The organism is Kitasatospora nipponensis (assembly GCF_039528135.1).
Taxonomy (GTDB): domain Bacteria; phylum Actinomycetota; class Actinomycetes; order Streptomycetales; family Streptomycetaceae; genus Kitasatospora; species Kitasatospora nipponensis.
Map to the genome: position 1 here is coordinate 1 of NZ_BAAALF010000030.1, position 16722 is coordinate 16722.

Sequence of the window (16722 nt, forward strand, 5' to 3'; positions counted from 1 at the left end):
CCGCGCTCGGGGCCGGCGAGCTGGTCACCGCGTCCACCGGCCCGGCCAGCGCGGCGGTGGTCACCGTGGACTCCTCGGCGGTGGACCTGACGCCCACGCCGCTCAAGGAGTACGCCGTCAGCCACTTCGGCACCGACGACAAGCAGGTGCTGATGCTCGGCACCTACCTGGTGCTGGCCGCCTTCGCCGCGCTGGCCGGGCTGCTCGCGGTGCGCCGCCCGCCGGTCGGCGCGGCGCTCTTCGGACTCTTCGGCGGCCTGGGGATCTGGGCGGCGCTGACCCGGCCGACGGCGACCTGGCCGGACGTGCTGCCGCCGGTCGTCGCCGCGCTGGTGGTCGCGGTCGCGGTCGTGGCGCTGGCCAGGCGCTACCGGGCCGCCCTCGCGCCGGCGCGGGTGGAGCCCGACTCTACTCAAGCGCTTGAGCCCACTGAGCCCGAGCCAACTCAAGCGCTTGAGCCCACCGGGCCCGAGCGTACTCAAGCGCTTGAGTCCGCGGCGCCCGAGCCCACCGCCCCGGGGTTCACCCCCGCGCGGCGTTCGGTCCTGATCGCCACCGGCGGCACCGTCGCGTTCGCCGCTCTGGCCGGCTTCGGCGGGCGGGCGAGCTCCGCGCGCCGCTACGACGTCACCGCGGCCCGCCGGGCCGTCCGCCTGCCGCCGCCGGCCAGACCGGCCGCCGCGATCCCGGCCTCGGCCCACCCGCCGGTCCCCGGGCTCTCCTCGTTCGTCACCCCGAGCACCGGCCTCTACCGCGTCGACACCGCCCTGACCCTGCCGCAGATCCACCCGGACAGCTGGTCGCTGCGGATCCACGGCCTGGTCGACCACCCCGTGCTGATCACCTTCGACGACCTGCTGCGCCTGCCGCTGCAGGAACTGGACCACACCCTCTCCTGCGTCTCCAACGAGGTCGGCGGCCCGTACGTGGGGACCGTCCGCTGGCTCGGCGCCTCGCTGCCGGACCTGCTGCGGCGGGCCGGAGTGCGAGCCGGCGCCGACCAACTGGTCGGCCGCTCCCAGGACGGCATGACCATCGGCACCCCGCTGGCGTCGGTGCTGGACGGGCGGACGGCGCTGCTGGCCGTCGCCATGAACGGGGAGCCGCTGCCGGTCGCGCACGGGTTCCCGTGCCGGTCGGTGGTGCCCGGCTGCTACGGCTACACCTCGGCCACCAAGTGGCTGGTCGACCTGGAGGTCACCACCTTCGCCCGCTACGACCCGTACTGGGTGCGGCGCGGCTGGGACCGCACCGGGACGGTCCGCACCGCCTCGCGGATCGAGGTTCCGGCCGGCTTCGCGCGCGTCCCTGCCGGGGACGTCACGGTCGCCGGCACGGCCTGGGCCACCCACCGCGGGATAACGGCGGTGGAGGTGCGGGTGGACGGCGGGCCGTGGGCCGAGGCCCGGCTGGCGGCCGACGCGGGCACCGACCTGTGGCGGCAGTGGAGTTACGACTGGACGGGAGCCAAGCCCGGCACCCGCCGGATCGAGGTCCGCGCCACCGACGCCGGCGGCGCGGTCCAGACCGAGGACCGCGCGACCCCCTTCCCCTCCGGATCGACGGGCTGGCACAGCACCGTCGTGATCGTCACCTGAAGCCTTTCTGACTTCTCCTCACGTTCCGGTCCGGCTACCGCCTTGCCCGGAACCGCTCTCCATCACCCTTCTCAAGGAGCACCTCCCATGTCCGCGATCACCACCCGCAAGTCCCTCGCCGCCGCACTGGCCATCGGCGCCCTGGCGCTGAGCCTCACGGCCTGCGGCAGCAGCGGCAGCACCAAGGCGAGCGGCGACACGGCATCGTCAGCTGCGGCAGCCGCGCCGATGGACCCGAACAGCGGCGCGCCGATGGCCGCGAGCGGTCCCGCGACGGCCGATCAGCCCTTCGGAAGCGCCTGTTCCGCCGTCCCCGCCACCGGCGCGGGCAGCTTCGCCGGCATGGGCCAGGACCCGGTTGCCACCGCCGCGTCCAACAACCCCCTGCTGTCCACCCTGGTCACCGCGGTGAAGGCGGCCGGCCTGGTCGACACCCTCAACTCGGCCAAGGACATCACCGTCTTCGCGCCGACCAACGACGCCTTCGCCAAGCTCCCCAAGGACACCCTGGACAAGGTGCTGGCCGACAAGGCCATGCTCACCAAGATCCTCACCTACCACGTCGCCCCGAGCCGCCTGTCGCCCGACGCCCTGGCCGGCAGCCACAAGACCCTGGAAGGCGACCCCGTCACCGTCACCGGATCCGGCCAGGACTTCACCGTCAACGGCAACGCCAAGGTGCTCTGCGGCAACGTGCACACCGCCAACGCCACCGTCTACATCGTCGACACCGTCCTGATGCCGCCCACCTCCTGACCCACATCTGGTCGCCGGCGGACCTGTGATGTCAGCCGTGACAGGGCCGGGGAGTGCAGCTCTCCGGCCTTCAGTCGGCGCCGAGTTGGGCCAGGGCCGCGTGTGCGAGCGGGGCGTGGATGGGGCTGAAGTGCTCGTTGATGGCCAGGGCCTGGTCGAGTTCGGTCCGTGCCGCGTCGCGGTGGCCGAGGGACTTCTCGATCATGCCCTGGTGGTAGTGGAAGAGGGCGTTGCGCATGCCCAGAGCGGTGGCCTGACGGGACTGCTCCAGTGCCTCGGTGTCGCGACCGCTCGCGTGCAGGGCCCAGGCGTAGGCGTCGTGCATCTCCAGGAAGGGGCGGGTCCGCAGGCCCTGTTCGGCCAGGGCCAGGGCCTTGGCCGGATCGCCGTGGTCGGCTTCGAAGAGGGTGCCGTCGGAGTCGAGGGCGACTCCGTTGTCGGTGAAGAGCTTCTCCTCGCCGCGGAAGACCTGGTACTGCTGCTCGGCGTCCTTGGTGCGTCCCAACGACTGGAGCAGCTCGCCCAGTTCGAGGACGTAGGAGGGCTGGGGGACCTTGGCGACCGCGCTCGTGTAGTCGGCGAGAGCGGCGTCCGTGTTACCGAGTGCGGCCTCGGCCTTGGCGCGGCCCTCCAGCAGTTCGGCGGAGCCGGGGGTCTCGCGCAGCCCGGCGTCCGCGTGGGTGAGGGCGGTCTTCGCGTCGCCGTTGTCGAAGGCGAGCTGACTGAGGTGGTAGCGCGCGAACGCGCGGTCGGCGGGGGTGCCGGCGTCGTTCAGGGCCCGCTGCATGTCCTCGGCGGCGGCGGCGGTGTCGCCGCGCAGCTCCCAGGTGTAGGAGGCGCGGGCCAGCGACGGTGTGCCGGGCTGCAGGTCCACCATCCGCTGGACGGCGTCGAACGATTCGGGATAGCGGCCGAGTTGGGTGTAGGCGTCAGCGAGGATGCCCTGCAAGGTGGCGTTGTCGGGGTTGACGGCGACGGCCTTCTCGGACCAGTCCAGGGCGGTGGCGAAGTTGTGCCGGGCGGCCTCCAGCGCCGCCATCCCGGCCATCGCGGTGAAGTTCTCCGTCGCGTCGGTCTTCAGGGACTGGGTGAGGACGGCCTCGGCCTTGGGGTAGTAGGTCGGGTCGACGGTGGCCTTGGCCTGCTGGACGTAGTCCAGCCCCAGCCTCCCCAGCGCGGGCGCGTCCGTGGGGTCCTCGCGCAGGTGCTGCTGGAGGCCGGTGATGTCCGCTGCCAGCGCGTCGGCGGAACCTCCCGCCTCGCGCAGTCCCGCCGGTGCACCAGCCGGCGCAGCGTTCGGGCCCGCTCCTCCCGGGCTGCCGGGTGGGGCCAGTCCCAGGGCGCCGGCCAGGAACAGGCCGACGCCGAGGGCGCCGGCCGTGGAGGCGAGCAGCAGCTGGCGCCCGCGCGGGGCGCGCAGGGTGGCGCGTGGTGTCACGAGGTGCTCCGAGCAGGATCAGAGGCGGTTCAGGAGGTGCCCGTCGTCGGGGCGTCATGGCGCGCGGGCGACGTCTTCGGTGCTGGTTGTTTCGCCGCGGTGGCGGGCTTCGCGAAGACGACCAGGTTGGAGAGGTACTCGTGCTGGTCATGGTCGTAGGTGCCGCCGCAGGTGATCAACCGCAGACCGGGTGTGTCGCCGGAGCCGCTGCCGTAGACGACGTCGTCGGGGAAGTCGTCCTTGGCGTAGCCGCGCAGCGCCTGGACGGTGAAGGTGGCGGTGGTGCCGTCGGTCTCGTCGACGTCGATGCGGTCGCCGGGGCGTAGGACGGACAGGCCGGCGAAGACCGCCGGTCCGGTGCGGGAGTCGACGTGGCCGGCGAGTATCGCGGTGCCGGGGCTGCCAGGGGCCGGCCCCTGGGCCCACCAGCCGGCTCGGTCCGGATCCACCGGTGCGGTCAGGTGGCCGTCGTCGGCGACCACGAGGTCCTCCAACGAGCTGTCCACCCCGATGCGCGGTATCCGAAGCCGCACCGGCGGAGCATGACGCGCCCCCGGCGCGGCGTCCGAGTGCGCCCCCGCGGCGGCGGGGTCGGGGTCGCCATCGCTGCGCGGTGCGACGGGCAGAGCGCCGACGTTCGCCGTCGGTGCCGCAGGGACCACCCGGTGGTGGAGAAGTCCCATCGTGCCGGTGCCGCCCAGGGCCAGACCCAGCGTCAGCATGACCGTGGCCCCGAGCCGGACCCGGCGCTCGCGCCGGGCCCGCCCGCCCCTTCGAGTCCGGGGCGGGCGGGCCCGGTCCATGGCAGGGGCCACTACTGCGCGGCGCGACGGCGGCGCAGCACGAGGACCCCGGCGCCGGTCAGCAGCACGCCGCCGCACAGCGCGGCCGCGCCGGCGACCGGCGTGCCGGCGCCCCTGGCCAGACCGCCGAGTCCGGCCTCGACGCCGCCGCCGGGGTGCGCGGCGTCGGCCTGGTTGACGGCCAGGGTGCTGGGCAGCGCCACGTAGGGGAAGGACCCGCTCGGCTGGCGGTAGGGGGCGTTGACCCCGTCACCGGCGGCCAGCGCCGGCACGATGGTGCCGGTCTGGGCAGCGCCTTCCAGGGCCTGCAGCTCGATGTCGACCACGTCGTCGTTCAGTCGGCGGCCGTTGGGGTAGCCCTGGAGGTCGCCGCCGAGTACACCGAGCCGGTTGGGCTGCGCGGTGACCGGTACCGCCATGTTGAGGCGCAGTTCCTCGGAGGGCGTGAAGGCGGCCTTGCTCACGTCGGCGTTCAGCAGCTGGGAGTTGAGGTCGGCCTGGATCGGACCCCCGGAGTTCTTCGAGATCCCGGTGAGGAAGATCTCCACCAGGTCGTTGCGCGGGGTGGCCGGGGCGGGGATGCCGTAGATGCTCTGGACGAGCTTGGGGACGATGGGGTCCTTGACCGCGTTGACCACCGGGGTGACGGTGTGGTCCTCCACCGGGGGCAGCGCGTTGAACGCGTCCTTGTACTTGAGCGGCACGACGACCTCGTTGACCAGCGGGTTACCCAGCCGGGACACCTGGTGCCAGCCGGCCTCGCCGCCCTTGTCGTCCTTCTTCCCCTCGCCGCCCTTGTCGGGGCTGTTGGTGCGCGAGTCGGCCACCACCGCGCCCTTGCGGTCCGTGGTGGACCAGACGCCGATCACCGGGTTGCGCGTCGCGTCGCCCTTCAGCGCCAGGTCGGCCTTGGGGACCTGCAGCGCGATGGTGTTGACGTTGTAGCCGGCCAGCGTGTTGTGTCCGGACTCCTTGAGGTTCCCGCCGTACAGCAGGTCGAAGACCCGCAGGTCCAGGAAGAACGGGTCGGACGCCTGCCCGGCGTAGGTCTGCCCGCCGCCGGGCACCTCCAGGGTGGCCTGCTTACGCAGCCGCTCGTAGTCGGGCATCGACGCCTTGCCGACGTTGGACGGAGCCGCGGGCACGTCCTTGAGCAGCGTTTTGGTCGACCCGTCCGCCCGGGTCACGGTGAGGGTGTACGTCTGGGTGAAGTTCAGCGTCGGGTCGGTGAGGTTGTTCACCACGCCGGTGTTGTACAAGAACTGGTTGGCCTCGTCCTTGTAGTGGTTGGTGAACGTCCACGTGTAAGTGGTGTCGGCCTTCCCGTCACCGTCACTGTCGATCTTGATGTTGTAGTGCGCGTCGTCGGCGAACGGGTAGAAGTTCGGGCCGCCGTTGGGCTCCTCGAAGGGGATCCAGTTCGCCACCAGCGTCACGGTGTCGGGCTTGTCGGGGCTGGTGAAGGCGTACACGTCCGTGTTGTCCGCGCGCGGGTCACCCGCGACCAGCGGGGCCTCGCGGTGACTGGAGGCCGAACTGACACCGGGCGTCAGGCCCGCGAGGCCGGCAGCGGCGAGCAGGGCCAGAACCCCTATACCGGCCATCGGCCTCTCGACGCGACGGGCGAGCACCGGCAGGCGGGGCGAACGAGGAAGCGCCATGATCCATCTTTCCGTTGACGGGACAGCACCCGCGCGTCGCACCCTGCTGGGCTGCGTTCACATGCGGGTGGTCGGCGTGGGGTGCCGGTGCGCGTAGGCACAGGCACTGGGGGCCGGACGCGATGGCGAAGGCGGTGCGAGGCGCCCGCGCGGACTCCGCCGCGCACAGCACCCGACGCCGCAGGGCGCTGCGCCCAGCCGCTGTCACGTCCGAAGGGCCGTGCGGCCCACTCCTACGACAGCACTCACCGCGCACAGGTGGCTACTCAATGGAGCCGTTCGAGAAGGGCGCACCGCTGGGCCTTGGCGCGCGACACGTGGCCACACGGATCGTCACCCCCCTGATCCGCGAGCGCCCACCGGGTGCGGGCGGGAGGGATCCGGCGCACAGTCGGACCGAGTCCGGCGCACCCATCGCGCGCCGATGGCCCACGCAAGGAGCATCTCGTGACTGATATCCCCGGGCTCGACCCCTCGACCACCGCGGGGGAACTCTCGCGCCGGCCCCGAGGAGGGCCCCGGCATGGGTGAGCAGTCCTTCCGGCCCTCCACTCTGCCGCCCTGGCCGATCCTGCTGCCCCGCCAGATCCGCCAAGAGCCACGCGACCCCGGTACTCGGTAAGCCCCCTTCGCCCACCTCACCCACAGTGCGTGTTGACGATGCTACGGCGTGTGTTCGACACCTGTGGGGTGCGGGCGTGTCTCATGGGGGGGGAAACCGATGCCGCTGGGGTCTGCTTTCCCGACGGCCGGTCAGTTCCCCGTGCCTGGAGCGGATCACCGCACGGGACGGGGCCGACGATTGGGAGAGACCGTATGCGAGTGACCAGTCCCATCCGCCGCCGCCTGGTGCGCGCCGCGGCGTGCACGGCCAGCGGGGTGTTCGCCCTCACCTCCACCATCGGCCTGGCCATGGCGGACGGCACCAGAGCGGCGGGTGACGGCTTCGGCCCCGGCCCGGTGGGAGAGCACACCATCCAGCCACTCAAGCACGAGTGCACCACCGGCGAGCCCGAGGAGCTGTGCCGCAACATCGGGGTCACCGACGGCTGGTACGACGGCAAGGACGTCAAGTTCCTGTACACGCAGAACTTCTTCTGCGACCCCGCCGTCGCCTCCGGCGCCTCCAACGGCTGCGAGGTCGGCGAGAAGTTCAAGAACGTACCGCCGGGCACCACCTCGGAGGCGTTCACCGACCCACTGTTCATCCCCGTCCCGCTGTTCAGCCCCGCGCCGCCGGTGCAGTGCCCCACGGGCCCGTGTATCGACCACCCCGACAACATCGACCTCTCCCGCCTCGCCGGGGCACTCGGCAAGCCGGCCGACCAGCTCAAGGACGTGCCGCTGCCCGGACACGACCACATCATCGCCGACCGCAACATGGACCGCCCCGAGTGGTGGCCCGTCTACGTGGTCGGCGTCACCAACCCCGAGTCGTTCAAGCAGATCGAGAAGGGCAAGGACCTGGCCACCCTCCAGCGCCTGGCCGCCGACCCCAACTCCGGAGTGACCACGCCGATCCCCACCAATGTCTTCCTCTGGTTCCAGACCCTGGCCGGCACCAGCGACAACTGCCCGCCCGAACACGCCCCCGACAACGCGAAGACCAGCACCACGCATCACAGCGCCCCCGCCGCCGTCGCAGGCCGACCGCCGATGCCCACCGGCCGCCACTGATCATCGAGGCGGGCCCACAGTCCCTGAGAAACGACAGCCGTAGCGAGCCCCTGCGCGGCCTGATCCTCCAATCAGACACCAAGCCCTCCGACGGCCCATGGCTGTCGGACTGCGGGGCCCGGCCTGAGTACCGGACCCCGCGCCGTGCGCCCCACCCGACGCCGCAGTCCAGAGGTGCGCACACCCTCACTTCGCAGCACAACACCCACCGGACGGGCCGGACTCACGCACACCACCCGAACAGCCCAGGGCGGACGAACCGCGCTTGCGCCACCAGGTGGCCAATCTTCACGGCGACCGACGAGGCACCCATCGTCCACGCCCTGCGAAGTCGAGCCCATCTGCTCCAAGGCGGCCAGCCCAGTCAAGCCGTGCACCACCGTGTCCATCCTGTCCGGGAATCCATGCCAGCCACCACGCCGCAGATGGTCTTCACGTGAACGCGGCTGCTACCAGCTCGGTACCACGCTCTGCGTGACGAGGCCGGGCAGGTCGTTCGCACTCGGGTGCAGCCCTTCTCGCGCTGCATCGGGGAAGGGGTCGTAGTCTGCGGGCATGACTGACACGCAGCCCCTCACGCCCCGGGAAGCCTTCGAGATGCTGCTGGCCGGCAACCAGCGGTTCGTCACCGGGATACCGGAGCATCCGAACCAGGACGCCGCCCGCCGCAGTGAGATCGCGCCTTCGCAGGCACCGTTCGCGGTGCTGTTCGGCTGCTCGGACTCTCGGCTGGCCGCTGAGATCATCTTCGACCGGGGCCTGGGGGACCTGTTCGTCGTGCGTACGGCGGGGCACGTCATGGGGCCGGAGGTGCTGGGCAGCATCGAGTACGGAGTGAGCGTGCTCGGCTGCCCCCTCGTGGTGGTGCTGGGCCACGACTCCTGCGGTGCGGTCGCCGCGGCCAGGGCCGCCGTCTCGGACGGCACCCGGGTACGCGGGTACGTGCGCGACGTGGTCGAGAAGGTGACGCCCAGCGTGCTGGCCGCCCGCGCCGCCGGTCGCACCGCGGACGCGGACTTCATCGCGGAGAACGTCCGGCACACTGTCGACCTGCTGCTGGAGCGATCCCACACCCTCGCGCACGCGGTGGAAGCCGGCAGCGCGGCGGTGGTCGGCCTGTCCTACTGCCTGGCCGACGGCACCGCTCATCTGGTCACCACCCGCGGCGTGGACGTGCCGGTGCCCGCCGCCGTGTGACGCTTCAGCGTTCCCGCAGGCCGGGAGCGACCTCGCGCAGCCGCGCGGCGCTGATCGCGCCCGCGCGCACCAGGACGGGGACCTCGCCGGTGACGTCCACGATCGAGGACGGCACAGCCGCCTCGATGGGACCGCCGTTCAGGTAGACGGCCACCGTCTCGCCGAGCATGTTCTGGGCAGCGTTGCAGTCCTGTGGGGACGGCTTGCCGGTCAGGTTGGCGCTGGAAACGGCCAGCGGCCCGGTCGCCACGAGCAGGGATGGCGACCGGGTGGGCGGGCATGCGCGTGGCCACGGTGCCGCCAGTGTCACCGAGGTCCCAGGTGATCGACGGCCTGTGGCGGGCGACCACGGTCAGTCCGCCCGGCCAGAACGCGGCCACCAGCTGGCGTACCGGCCCTGGCAGGTCGTCCACCAGGTGGTCCAGGTCGACCGGAGAACCTGTGGGTGCCGACAACCCTGTCACCCATGCTGAGCTGCGACTTCAGGGTCACGATGTGATCACGTGGGAGGCGTTCGCGAGTCCGTCGACACACGATTGGAAATCGTGACGTTCCGTCTGGTCTACCGATTCGGCTGCCTCCTGCTCGGCTGGCTGCGCCTGCTGGCCCGCTCTTCCGCGGCCAAGGATGTGCCGTTGGCGTCCCAGCAGCCTTCCTGGCCCGACTGGAACGGGTCGAGCATCAGGCCGGCGCGGTTGTGGTGGGTGGCCGTCGCCCTGTCGCCGTTGGCAGCCCGGTAGTGGAACGGGTAGGCGCGCAGTTGAGGTGCGCACCCCAGAGCGGTTGGTCGAACGGTTCGTCGTGGACGAGCACCCGCCAGGAGGGCCGGCTCCAGTGCGGGAAGACGTAGCCGACGTGGATCCGGTGGTCGGGGGTGACGACCATGGTGTTCTTCGCAGCACGGGTGAGGTGAGCACCGAGGTCGAGCAGGGGCTGAAGCGCCCGGTCGAGGCCTTCGGGCGGCTTGTCGGCGGCGTCCCAGTAGGTCGACGGGTCGCCGTACTTCTTGAACAGGTCATCTCCTTCAGGCTCGGAGCGGGACCGGGCCGCCGCGCGGGCGGCGGCCCGGCTGGCGCGGTCAGGCTTCGGCCGGCTCGACGGCCTCGGAGTCGGGGTCGGTCGTGCCCTCGGCGATCTGCCGCTCAGTCTCCGCGAGGCGCAGCTCGGCGATGCCGGCGTAGTGCGGGGTGACCTCGACGCCGATGAAGTTGCGGCCCTCCAGTAGAGCGGCGACTCCGGTGCTGCCGCTGCCCGCGCACACGTCGAGCACCGTGCCTCCGGGTCGGCAGATCTTGACCAGCTCCCGCATCACCGAGACGGGCTTCTGTGTGATGTGGACCCGACCGCTCCTGGGCTGGGAGGCGGTGTAGAGGCCGGGCAGGTAGACGGGGTGGGCGTCGCCGTCGATCGGGCCCTTGCTCCCCCACAGCACGAATTCACAATGCTGAGTGAAACGGCCCTTTTGCGGCCTGGCGGCGGGCTTGTACCAGGCGAGTGCGCCACGCCAGATCCAGCCGCCGGCCTGCAGCGCGTCGCTCGTGGCAGCCAACTGACGCCAATCGGTGAAAACGAGGGCGACGCCGCCGGTCTTGGTCGCACGGTAGGACTCGGCCAGGAGCTGGGACAACCAATACGTGTAACTCCGCTGGTCCTTGTTCTCGCCGGGGAAATCGGCGAGGGAGTGGGCGGCGTCGTTCGAGGTGTACTTCGCCCGGGCCGTTCGGCCAGTCCGCTCCTGGGCGGTGCGTCCGCCCGAATTGTAGGGCGGATCGGTGATGACGGCGTCGATGGAGTTCGAGGGGATCGCGGCGAGCCGGGTGAGGGCGTCGCCCTGATGGATTTCGTAGGGCAAGGGGCGGACTGACCTCCTGGTCGGGGATGGGGGCAGCAGCGGCAACCGGTGTGGCGACCTGGCCTTTCGGCTGGTGAACGGAGGCCGGCGAGGCGGCTCCGGAACACTCGGGCTGCGGCTGCGTCGGGAACCTAGCCCCGAGAGGGCTCGCAACCTAAAACGCACCCCCGACCACCCCTGCGAAGATCGTTTTAGGTTGCGAGTCGCACTGCGCCTATCATCTGCCACGCCCCCGGAGAGCGACCGGCCCGGATATCCCGTTCTAGGTTCCGAGCCAGTCCGGTTCTACGGTGGGGCACCCCGGAGGAACACCGGCTTATGCCTGACCGACGACCAGCAGCCCGTTTTTGGTCGCGAGTCGAGAAGGCATTAGCGTCCTCCGGGCCTGCCGACGGGTTATCCCGGACCGCAGGGCCCACACCGTTTTAGGTTGCGAGCCCTCGATTCGATACCTTCGGCCACCGCAAGCGAATTCCACCCCACCCATTCCAGGGGACACCCATGCCTTTTTCGAGATTACGAGCGCGGCTTGCTGCCGCTCTCGCCGGCCCGCTCGCCCGCACCCGGGTGGAGCGGGCCCCACCCCGCACCCGGCCACACGATCCGACAGGAGCCCCCGCCTTGCTCGCCCTCACCGCACGGATGCGGATGACCAATCCCCGCCCGCCGGACCCTCCCTCCGTCCCGGCCGGAGGTGACGCTCGGGGGGCGCGATGAGCTGGCAGAAGTGGGTCGGCGGCGGTCTCGCCGGCCTCCTCCTGGCGCCATTCGCCATCGCCTTCCCCGCCCTGGCCGTCAGCGCCAACGACTCCACCAAGTCCGACACCTGCACACCCGGCCCCGGTCCACAACCTGTGGACAGCGCGGCGGTCGCCGCCCAGGTCAAGAAGATCCTGGACGGCGCGACCGGGCAGGTCGGCCCGGTCGCCGGGCTGGATAACCCGGCCGTGCAGATCCCCTTCGCGAAGACGATCACGGCGACGGGCATCTCGATGAACGTGTCCGCCCGCGGGCAGGTCATCGCCCTGGCGACCGCGCTGCAGGAGTCGAACCTGCGCAACTTGTCCTACGGGGACAGGGATTCGCTCGGCCTCTTCCAGCAGCGCCCGTCGCAGGGCTGGGGCACGGCCGAGCAGATCCAGGACCCGGTGTACGCCTCGACCAAGTTCTACAAGGCGCTGCTGGAGGTTCCCGGCTGGGAGCAGCTGCCGCTCACCGTGGCGGCGCAGAAGGTGCAGCGGTCCGGATTCCCGGATGCCTACGCCAAGTGGGAGCCGCTGGCGACCGCTCTCTAGCAGGCCATATCCCAGGTGTTGTCGGGGAGTTCGACTCCAGCGCCCACTCCTTCGCCGGGCGCGACCCCGTCGCCCACTCCCTCCGCACCGGCCACACCGAGCGGTTGCGACACCGGAGGCGACGACGGAACCAACTGGGGCGTCATCCCGCCCGGTGTCCTGCCGGCCGGGTACCAGATCCCGACCGATGTCCCGCCTGCCGTGCAGAACGCCATCAAGTTCGCCCTCGGTCAGCTGGGCACGCCCTACCAGTGGGGCGGCACCTGCACCGACGCGCACGACCAGGACCCCATGGGCCGGTGCGACTGCTCGTCCCTGACGCAGCAGGCGTACAAGGCCGGTGGCATCTCTATCGAACGCCGGACCTACGAGCAGGTCCACAACGGCACCGGCGTGAGCGTCGACGCCATCCGCCCGGGCGACCTGCTGTACACCCGGCCCGGCCCGGATGGGCCGGAGCACGTGGGCATGGCGATTGGCCAGGGCCTCGTGGTGCACGCCCCCAAGACGGGCGACGTGGTCAAGATCGCCGCGCTCGCGTCGTGGAAGGCGGACATCATCGCCGCCCGCCGCATCGCCCCGTGACGGCAACTTCCGTCCCTCTCAGCGCACTTCGCGCACTTCTCCCTTTCCCGCGCGGCTCGGCCGCGCATCTTCCTGCCCCTCTAGCCGTGGAGTGTGATTGCTCACCTACCTCGCCGACGCCGCAACGAAGGCCCAGCAGCTGGCCTACGATCCCGGCATCTCGCCATCCGAGGGCGGCCTGCCCGGCCTGTCCGTCCTGAAGTCCACCGTCGGCTCGATCAACCTCTTCGCGATCATCGCGGTCGTCGGTGCACTCTGCGTCAGTGGCATCGTCTGGGCCTGGGGCCACCACACCGGATCGCACGGCAGCGAGCAGAAGGGCAAGCAGGGCGCCCTGGTCGCCGCGGGCTGCGCGCTTCTGCTGGGCGCCGCGAACGGGATCGTGTCGTTCTTCTCGACGGTTGGGACCAGCGTCCACTGATGCCGAAGTCCTCGCCGTTCACCGGCCAGTCCACCCTGCTGCGCCGGCTGCTGATCGGCCTGGGCGTGCTCGTGGTCGTCGCCCTGCTGGCCGGGCTCACCGCCCGGCTGGCGGGCGGCGGCCACCGCACCCCGAGCGCCGCCAACTCACCCTCCATCCCTTCTACTTCAGCGACTTCGACCGCCTCGCCGCACGGACCGAGTCCCGCCCCCTCGGTCGGGGCGACACCGGGTGTGTCCGTCGTGGCCGCTCCGCCGCACACCAGCGACCCGATCGCGTACGCGAAGGCGTTCGCCGCTGCTCTGTGGAGCTACGACACCCGCACGGCGACCCAGCCTCAGCAGCTGGCCGGGCTCCGCGACTGGCTGACCGACGAGACCAAGTACGCCGACCCGGACGCTCTCGCCGCCCAGCTGCCGGACCCGACCCTGTGGAGCCGGATGCGCGACAACGGCCAGCACGCCGTCGGCGAGGCAGCCGAGGCGCACCTGCCCGCCGCGTGGCAGCAGGCCATCGGCAAGGACCCGACGCAGCTGACCGTCGCCTACATCTACGCCGTCACCGTCACCGGCAAGCAGACCGTCAGCTGGCTCGACGGCGGCCGGGGCGCCGAGGACCGCGCCATCACCCTGGCCGTCCAGTGCCGGCCGGGCCGCGACTGCGCGCTGGCCTCCATCGCCACCACCGTCTACCCCTGACCTACACCACCGGTCCCCAAAGTAGGAGTTGATCGCCCATCGGTTTCTGTGATCTACCCGGATCCGGCCTGCTCTGCGATGTCATCGTCGGTGGCGTCAGCGATTCTGTCACCGACTCCATCGGCAACTGGGTCGCGAAGTCCGCCGGCGACCTCGCCAAGAGCGCGGTCGACCTCGCCTCCCGTGCCGTCGACAAGACGACTTCGGTCGACCTGGGTGCGGAGTGGTTCCGCACCAACTACGCGACGATCCTGCCGATCGCGCTGGTGATGTTGGTGATGACCTTCATCTTCCAGCTGATCCGCGCCGCGTGGAGGCGGGATGGCCAGGCGCTCGGCCAGGCCGTCACCGGAACCGTCTCGGCGACCCTGTTCGCGATGACGGCGATCACCTTCACCGGCGTCTCGCTGGTCATCGTCGACGCCCTCAGCCGGGGGCTGTTCCAGATCGCCAACTCGAGCATGGACGACGCGGTCAGGCGACTGGTGAAGGTGTCGATGATCACCGTCACAACGCCGCTCGGCTGGGCGATCCCGGCGCTGGTAGCGCTCGGCTGCGCGGCCGGGGCGATCCTCTACTGGGGCGCGATGGTCCTGCGCAAGGTCACGATCCTCGTGCTCGTCGTGCTCGCACCCTTCGCGGCGGCCGGCGGCGCCTGGGAGCCCACCCGCGACTGGCGCCGGAAGTGGATCGAGGCCACCGCCACGGTCGTGTTCAGCAAGTTGATCATGACGATCATCATGCTCGTCGGCGTCTCCGCGCTCGGCCAGACCGACACCAAGGACGGCATCCAGGCGCTGTCGGACATCATCGCCGGCCTCGTCGTCATGGCGCTGGTGCTGCTCAGCCCCATGGCGATCTACAAGTTCGTCCACTGGGCAGGCGACGGCGGACAGGCCCACGACCTGCACCGCAGCACCGCCACCGGCCTGCAGGTCGGTGCCGCGACCGCCCAGAAGGGCGCCCGGATGGCCGCGACCGCGGGTGCTGGCGGAGCGGGCGGAGCCGCAATGGGCGGAGCCGCCCCGCAGGGCCCGGCGCAGGTGCCCGGCCAGGACGCCCCGGCCGGCGGCAGCGCCGGCAACTCGGGCTCCGGCGAAGGCTCATCGTCTCCTTCGCAGAGCACCTTCCGCTTCCCCGGCACCTCCTCCGGAGGCGGCGGCGACGCGGTCGGAAAGGCGCTGATCACCCGCCGCGCCCAGTCGGGCGGCGACCAGGACCAGCCGCTGATCTCCCGGGCCCCCACCTCCGGCCAGTCCGCCACCGGCGGCGCGAGCGAGGGGTCAGCCGCCAAGCCCGCGAGTGCAGTTGCCGCCGCAGCCTCGGGCGGGTCCGCCGCACCGCAGGTCGTCCTCAGCGCCGCACGCGGCGCCGCTGCCCAGGCTCCTGCCGCCCCGCCGGCATCCGCCGCCGGCCCCGCCACCCCGTCGGTGGCCGCCACCAGCCCGTCCGCAACTCCGAGCAGCCCCGTCGGCTCCTCCACGCCGCCGACCTCCTGACCAGCACCGGCCGGCGCCGCCGCCCGCCCCGGCCGGTGCCCACACCCTGACCGAAGGAGTCGCCCCTGTCGGCCGACCTTCCCACACCGACCGTCCGCTTCCCCAGCCGATCCCGGCGTGGAGTCCTGCTCGGGCTGACCGCCGCCCAGCTCACCGTCGTCGGCACCGCCGGCGCGATGCTCCTGGCCACCATGGTCGCCACCGGACTCGCCGGAGCCGCCCTCGCCACCCCGCTCTGGGCCCTGGCCGCCGCGCTCGTCATCGTCCGCTTCCACAGCCGCTCCGTGGCAGATTGGGCCCCGATCCTCATCCGGTACTACCTGCGCCGCGCCAAGGGCCAGCTCGTATGGCTCGCCCGGCCCGCCACCCGGCCCCGCCGCGACGGCCTGCTCCACCTGCCCGGCACCGACGCCAGCCTGCGCGCCGTCACCGCCCCCGGCGGCACGCTCGGCGCGATCCACAACCCGCAGAAGAACACCCTCACCGCCGTCATCCGCGTCGCCAGCCGCGCGTTCGCCCTGCTCGACCCCTCCACCCAGGCCGGCAACGTCAACGCCTGGGGCCGGTGCCTGGCCTCGCTCGCCCGCACCGGCTACATCACCACCGTCCAGGTGATCGAGCGCACCGTCCCCGACAGCGGCGACGCCCTCGCCCGCTACTGGGCCGAGAACGGCCGGCCCGACGCCAAGGTCGCCGGCCCCGTCTACGAGGACCTCCTCGCCGCCGCGGGTCCGACCGCGGCCCCGCACGAGGCGTACATCGCCATCAGCCTCGACCTCAAGGGCGCACGCCGCCTGATCGGCGAGGCCGGCGGCGGCCTGAGCGGAGCCTTCGCCGTCCTTTCCCAGCTCGTCCCGGGCTTCGAGCAGTCGCTGCGCAACGCCGGCCTCAACCCCCGCGGCTGGCTCAGCACCGGCGAGATCGCCGCCGTCATCCGCTCGGCCTACGACCCGAAGGCGCTCGCCAACCTGGAGCAGTGGTCGGAGACCGGCGAGGCCGTCGCCGACCCGGCCGCCGCCGGCCCCGTCGTGGTCGTCGAGGAACCCGGCCGCCTCACCACCGATACCGCCTGCCACGCGGTGTACTGGATCGAGCAGTGGCCCCGAAGCGAGGTCACCCACGGGTTCCTCCACCCGCTGGTCTTCGCCGGCGGCGCCCGCCGCACCCTCTCCCTCACCTACGGCCCGCAGGCACTGGATGCCGCGCTCAAGGCGGTGCAGCGCACCAAGAACTCGCGACGGT

General features: G+C 71.7%; 14 protein-coding genes and 3 pseudogenes. 11 read left to right on the top strand and 6 right to left on the bottom strand.

Going from position 1 to position 16722, the window contains the following annotated elements; genetic code table 11:
* Together ABD323_RS11465 and ABD323_RS11470 are read left to right on the top strand one after the other, a co-directional pair.
* Positions 1-1598, top strand: a 1598-nt coding sequence (locus ABD323_RS11465; RefSeq protein WP_344441240.1) for a molybdopterin-dependent oxidoreductase, incomplete at its 5' end; no start/stop codon positions are given.
* 87 nt (positions 1599-1685) lie between these two features.
* A complete protein-coding gene (locus tag ABD323_RS11470) occupies positions 1686-2354 on the top strand; it encodes a fasciclin domain-containing protein (RefSeq protein WP_344441241.1) in 669 nt (222 codons plus the stop codon).
* Between the two features lie 70 nt (positions 2355-2424).
* On the opposite strand, the gene ABD323_RS11475 is transcribed toward ABD323_RS11470, so the two are convergent.
* From ABD323_RS11475 to ABD323_RS11485, 3 genes are all read right to left on the bottom strand, one after another.
* Positions 2425-3792 carry a tetratricopeptide repeat protein gene (locus ABD323_RS11475; RefSeq protein WP_344441243.1) on the bottom strand — a complete coding sequence of 456 codons (1368 nt, stop codon included), beginning with the start codon at positions 3790-3792 and terminating at the stop codon, positions 2425-2427.
* Between the two features lie 29 nt (positions 3793-3821).
* Positions 3822-4514 (bottom strand): class F sortase, encoded by a 693-nt coding sequence (locus tag ABD323_RS11480; RefSeq protein ID WP_344441244.1) that lies wholly within the window; start codon positions 4512-4514, stop codon positions 3822-3824.
* A 92-nt stretch (positions 4515-4606) separates the two neighbouring features.
* The gene (locus tag ABD323_RS11485; protein ID WP_344441246.1) at positions 4607-6199 is read right to left on the bottom strand and encodes a DUF4331 domain-containing protein; all 1593 of its coding nucleotides are present in this window, start codon (positions 6197-6199) and stop codon (positions 4607-4609) included.
* Positions 6200-7078: 879 nt separating this feature from the next.
* On the opposite strand from ABD323_RS11485, the gene ABD323_RS11490 reads away from it, so the two are divergent.
* Together ABD323_RS11490 and ABD323_RS11495 are read left to right on the top strand one after the other, a co-directional pair.
* Positions 7079-7933: a hypothetical protein gene (locus tag ABD323_RS11490; RefSeq protein ID WP_344441247.1), complete on the top strand. Its 855-nt coding sequence runs from the start codon at positions 7079-7081 to the stop codon at positions 7931-7933.
* A gap of 555 nt (positions 7934-8488) precedes the next feature.
* Positions 8489-9130, top strand: a complete 642-nt coding sequence (locus tag ABD323_RS11495) for a carbonic anhydrase (protein WP_344441248.1) — start codon at positions 8489-8491, stop codon at positions 9128-9130.
* 4 nt (positions 9131-9134) lie between these two features.
* On the opposite strand, the pseudogene ABD323_RS11500 reads toward ABD323_RS11495, so the two are convergent.
* A pseudogene (locus ABD323_RS11500) lies at positions 9135-9588 on the bottom strand (L-threonylcarbamoyladenylate synthase); the annotation flags it as partial.
* 87 nt (positions 9589-9675) lie between these two features.
* Here ABD323_RS11500 and ABD323_RS11505 point away from each other — a divergent pair.
* Positions 9676-9870: a hypothetical protein gene (locus ABD323_RS11505; RefSeq protein ID WP_344441250.1), complete on the top strand. Its 195-nt coding sequence runs from the start codon at positions 9676-9678 to the stop codon at positions 9868-9870.
* A 338-nt stretch (positions 9871-10208) separates the two neighbouring features.
* On the opposite strand, the gene ABD323_RS11510 is transcribed toward ABD323_RS11505, so the two are convergent.
* Both ABD323_RS11510 and ABD323_RS11515 read right to left on the bottom strand, forming a co-directional pair.
* Entirely contained in the window at positions 10209-10982 is a 774-nt protein-coding gene (locus tag ABD323_RS11510) for a DNA-methyltransferase (protein ID WP_344441251.1), read from the bottom strand.
* Positions 10983-12008: 1026 nt separating this feature from the next.
* Positions 12009-12112: pseudogene (locus tag ABD323_RS11515) on the bottom strand.
* Between the two features lie 18 nt (positions 12113-12130).
* Here ABD323_RS11515 and ABD323_RS11520 point away from each other — a divergent pair.
* From ABD323_RS11520 to ABD323_RS11545, 6 genes and pseudogenes are all read left to right on the top strand, one after another.
* Positions 12131-12277 carry a hypothetical protein gene (locus tag ABD323_RS11520; protein ID WP_344441252.1) on the top strand — a complete coding sequence of 49 codons (147 nt, stop codon included), beginning with the start codon at positions 12131-12133 and terminating at the stop codon, positions 12275-12277.
* Between the two features lie 201 nt (positions 12278-12478).
* Entirely contained in the window at positions 12479-12862 is a 384-nt protein-coding gene (locus ABD323_RS11525; protein WP_344441253.1) for a C40 family peptidase, read from the top strand.
* A 97-nt stretch (positions 12863-12959) separates the two neighbouring features.
* On the top strand, positions 12960-13283 hold the full coding sequence (locus ABD323_RS11530) for a DUF6112 family protein (RefSeq protein WP_033820884.1): 324 nt from the start codon (positions 12960-12962) through the stop codon (positions 13281-13283).
* On the top strand, positions 13283-13981 hold the full coding sequence (locus tag ABD323_RS11535; RefSeq protein WP_344441254.1) for a hypothetical protein: 699 nt from the start codon (positions 13283-13285) through the stop codon (positions 13979-13981). Before ABD323_RS11530 ends, ABD323_RS11535 begins: the two co-directional genes overlap by 1 nt.
* Before the next feature lie 83 nt (positions 13982-14064).
* A complete protein-coding gene (locus ABD323_RS11540) occupies positions 14065-15480 on the top strand; it encodes an SCO6881 family protein (protein WP_425555961.1) in 1416 nt (471 codons plus the stop codon).
* Positions 15481-15545: 65 nt separating this feature from the next.
* Positions 15546-16715, top strand: a pseudogene (locus tag ABD323_RS11545) (SCO6880 family protein); the annotation flags it as partial.
* Between the last annotated feature and the right edge of the window lie 7 nt (positions 16716-16722).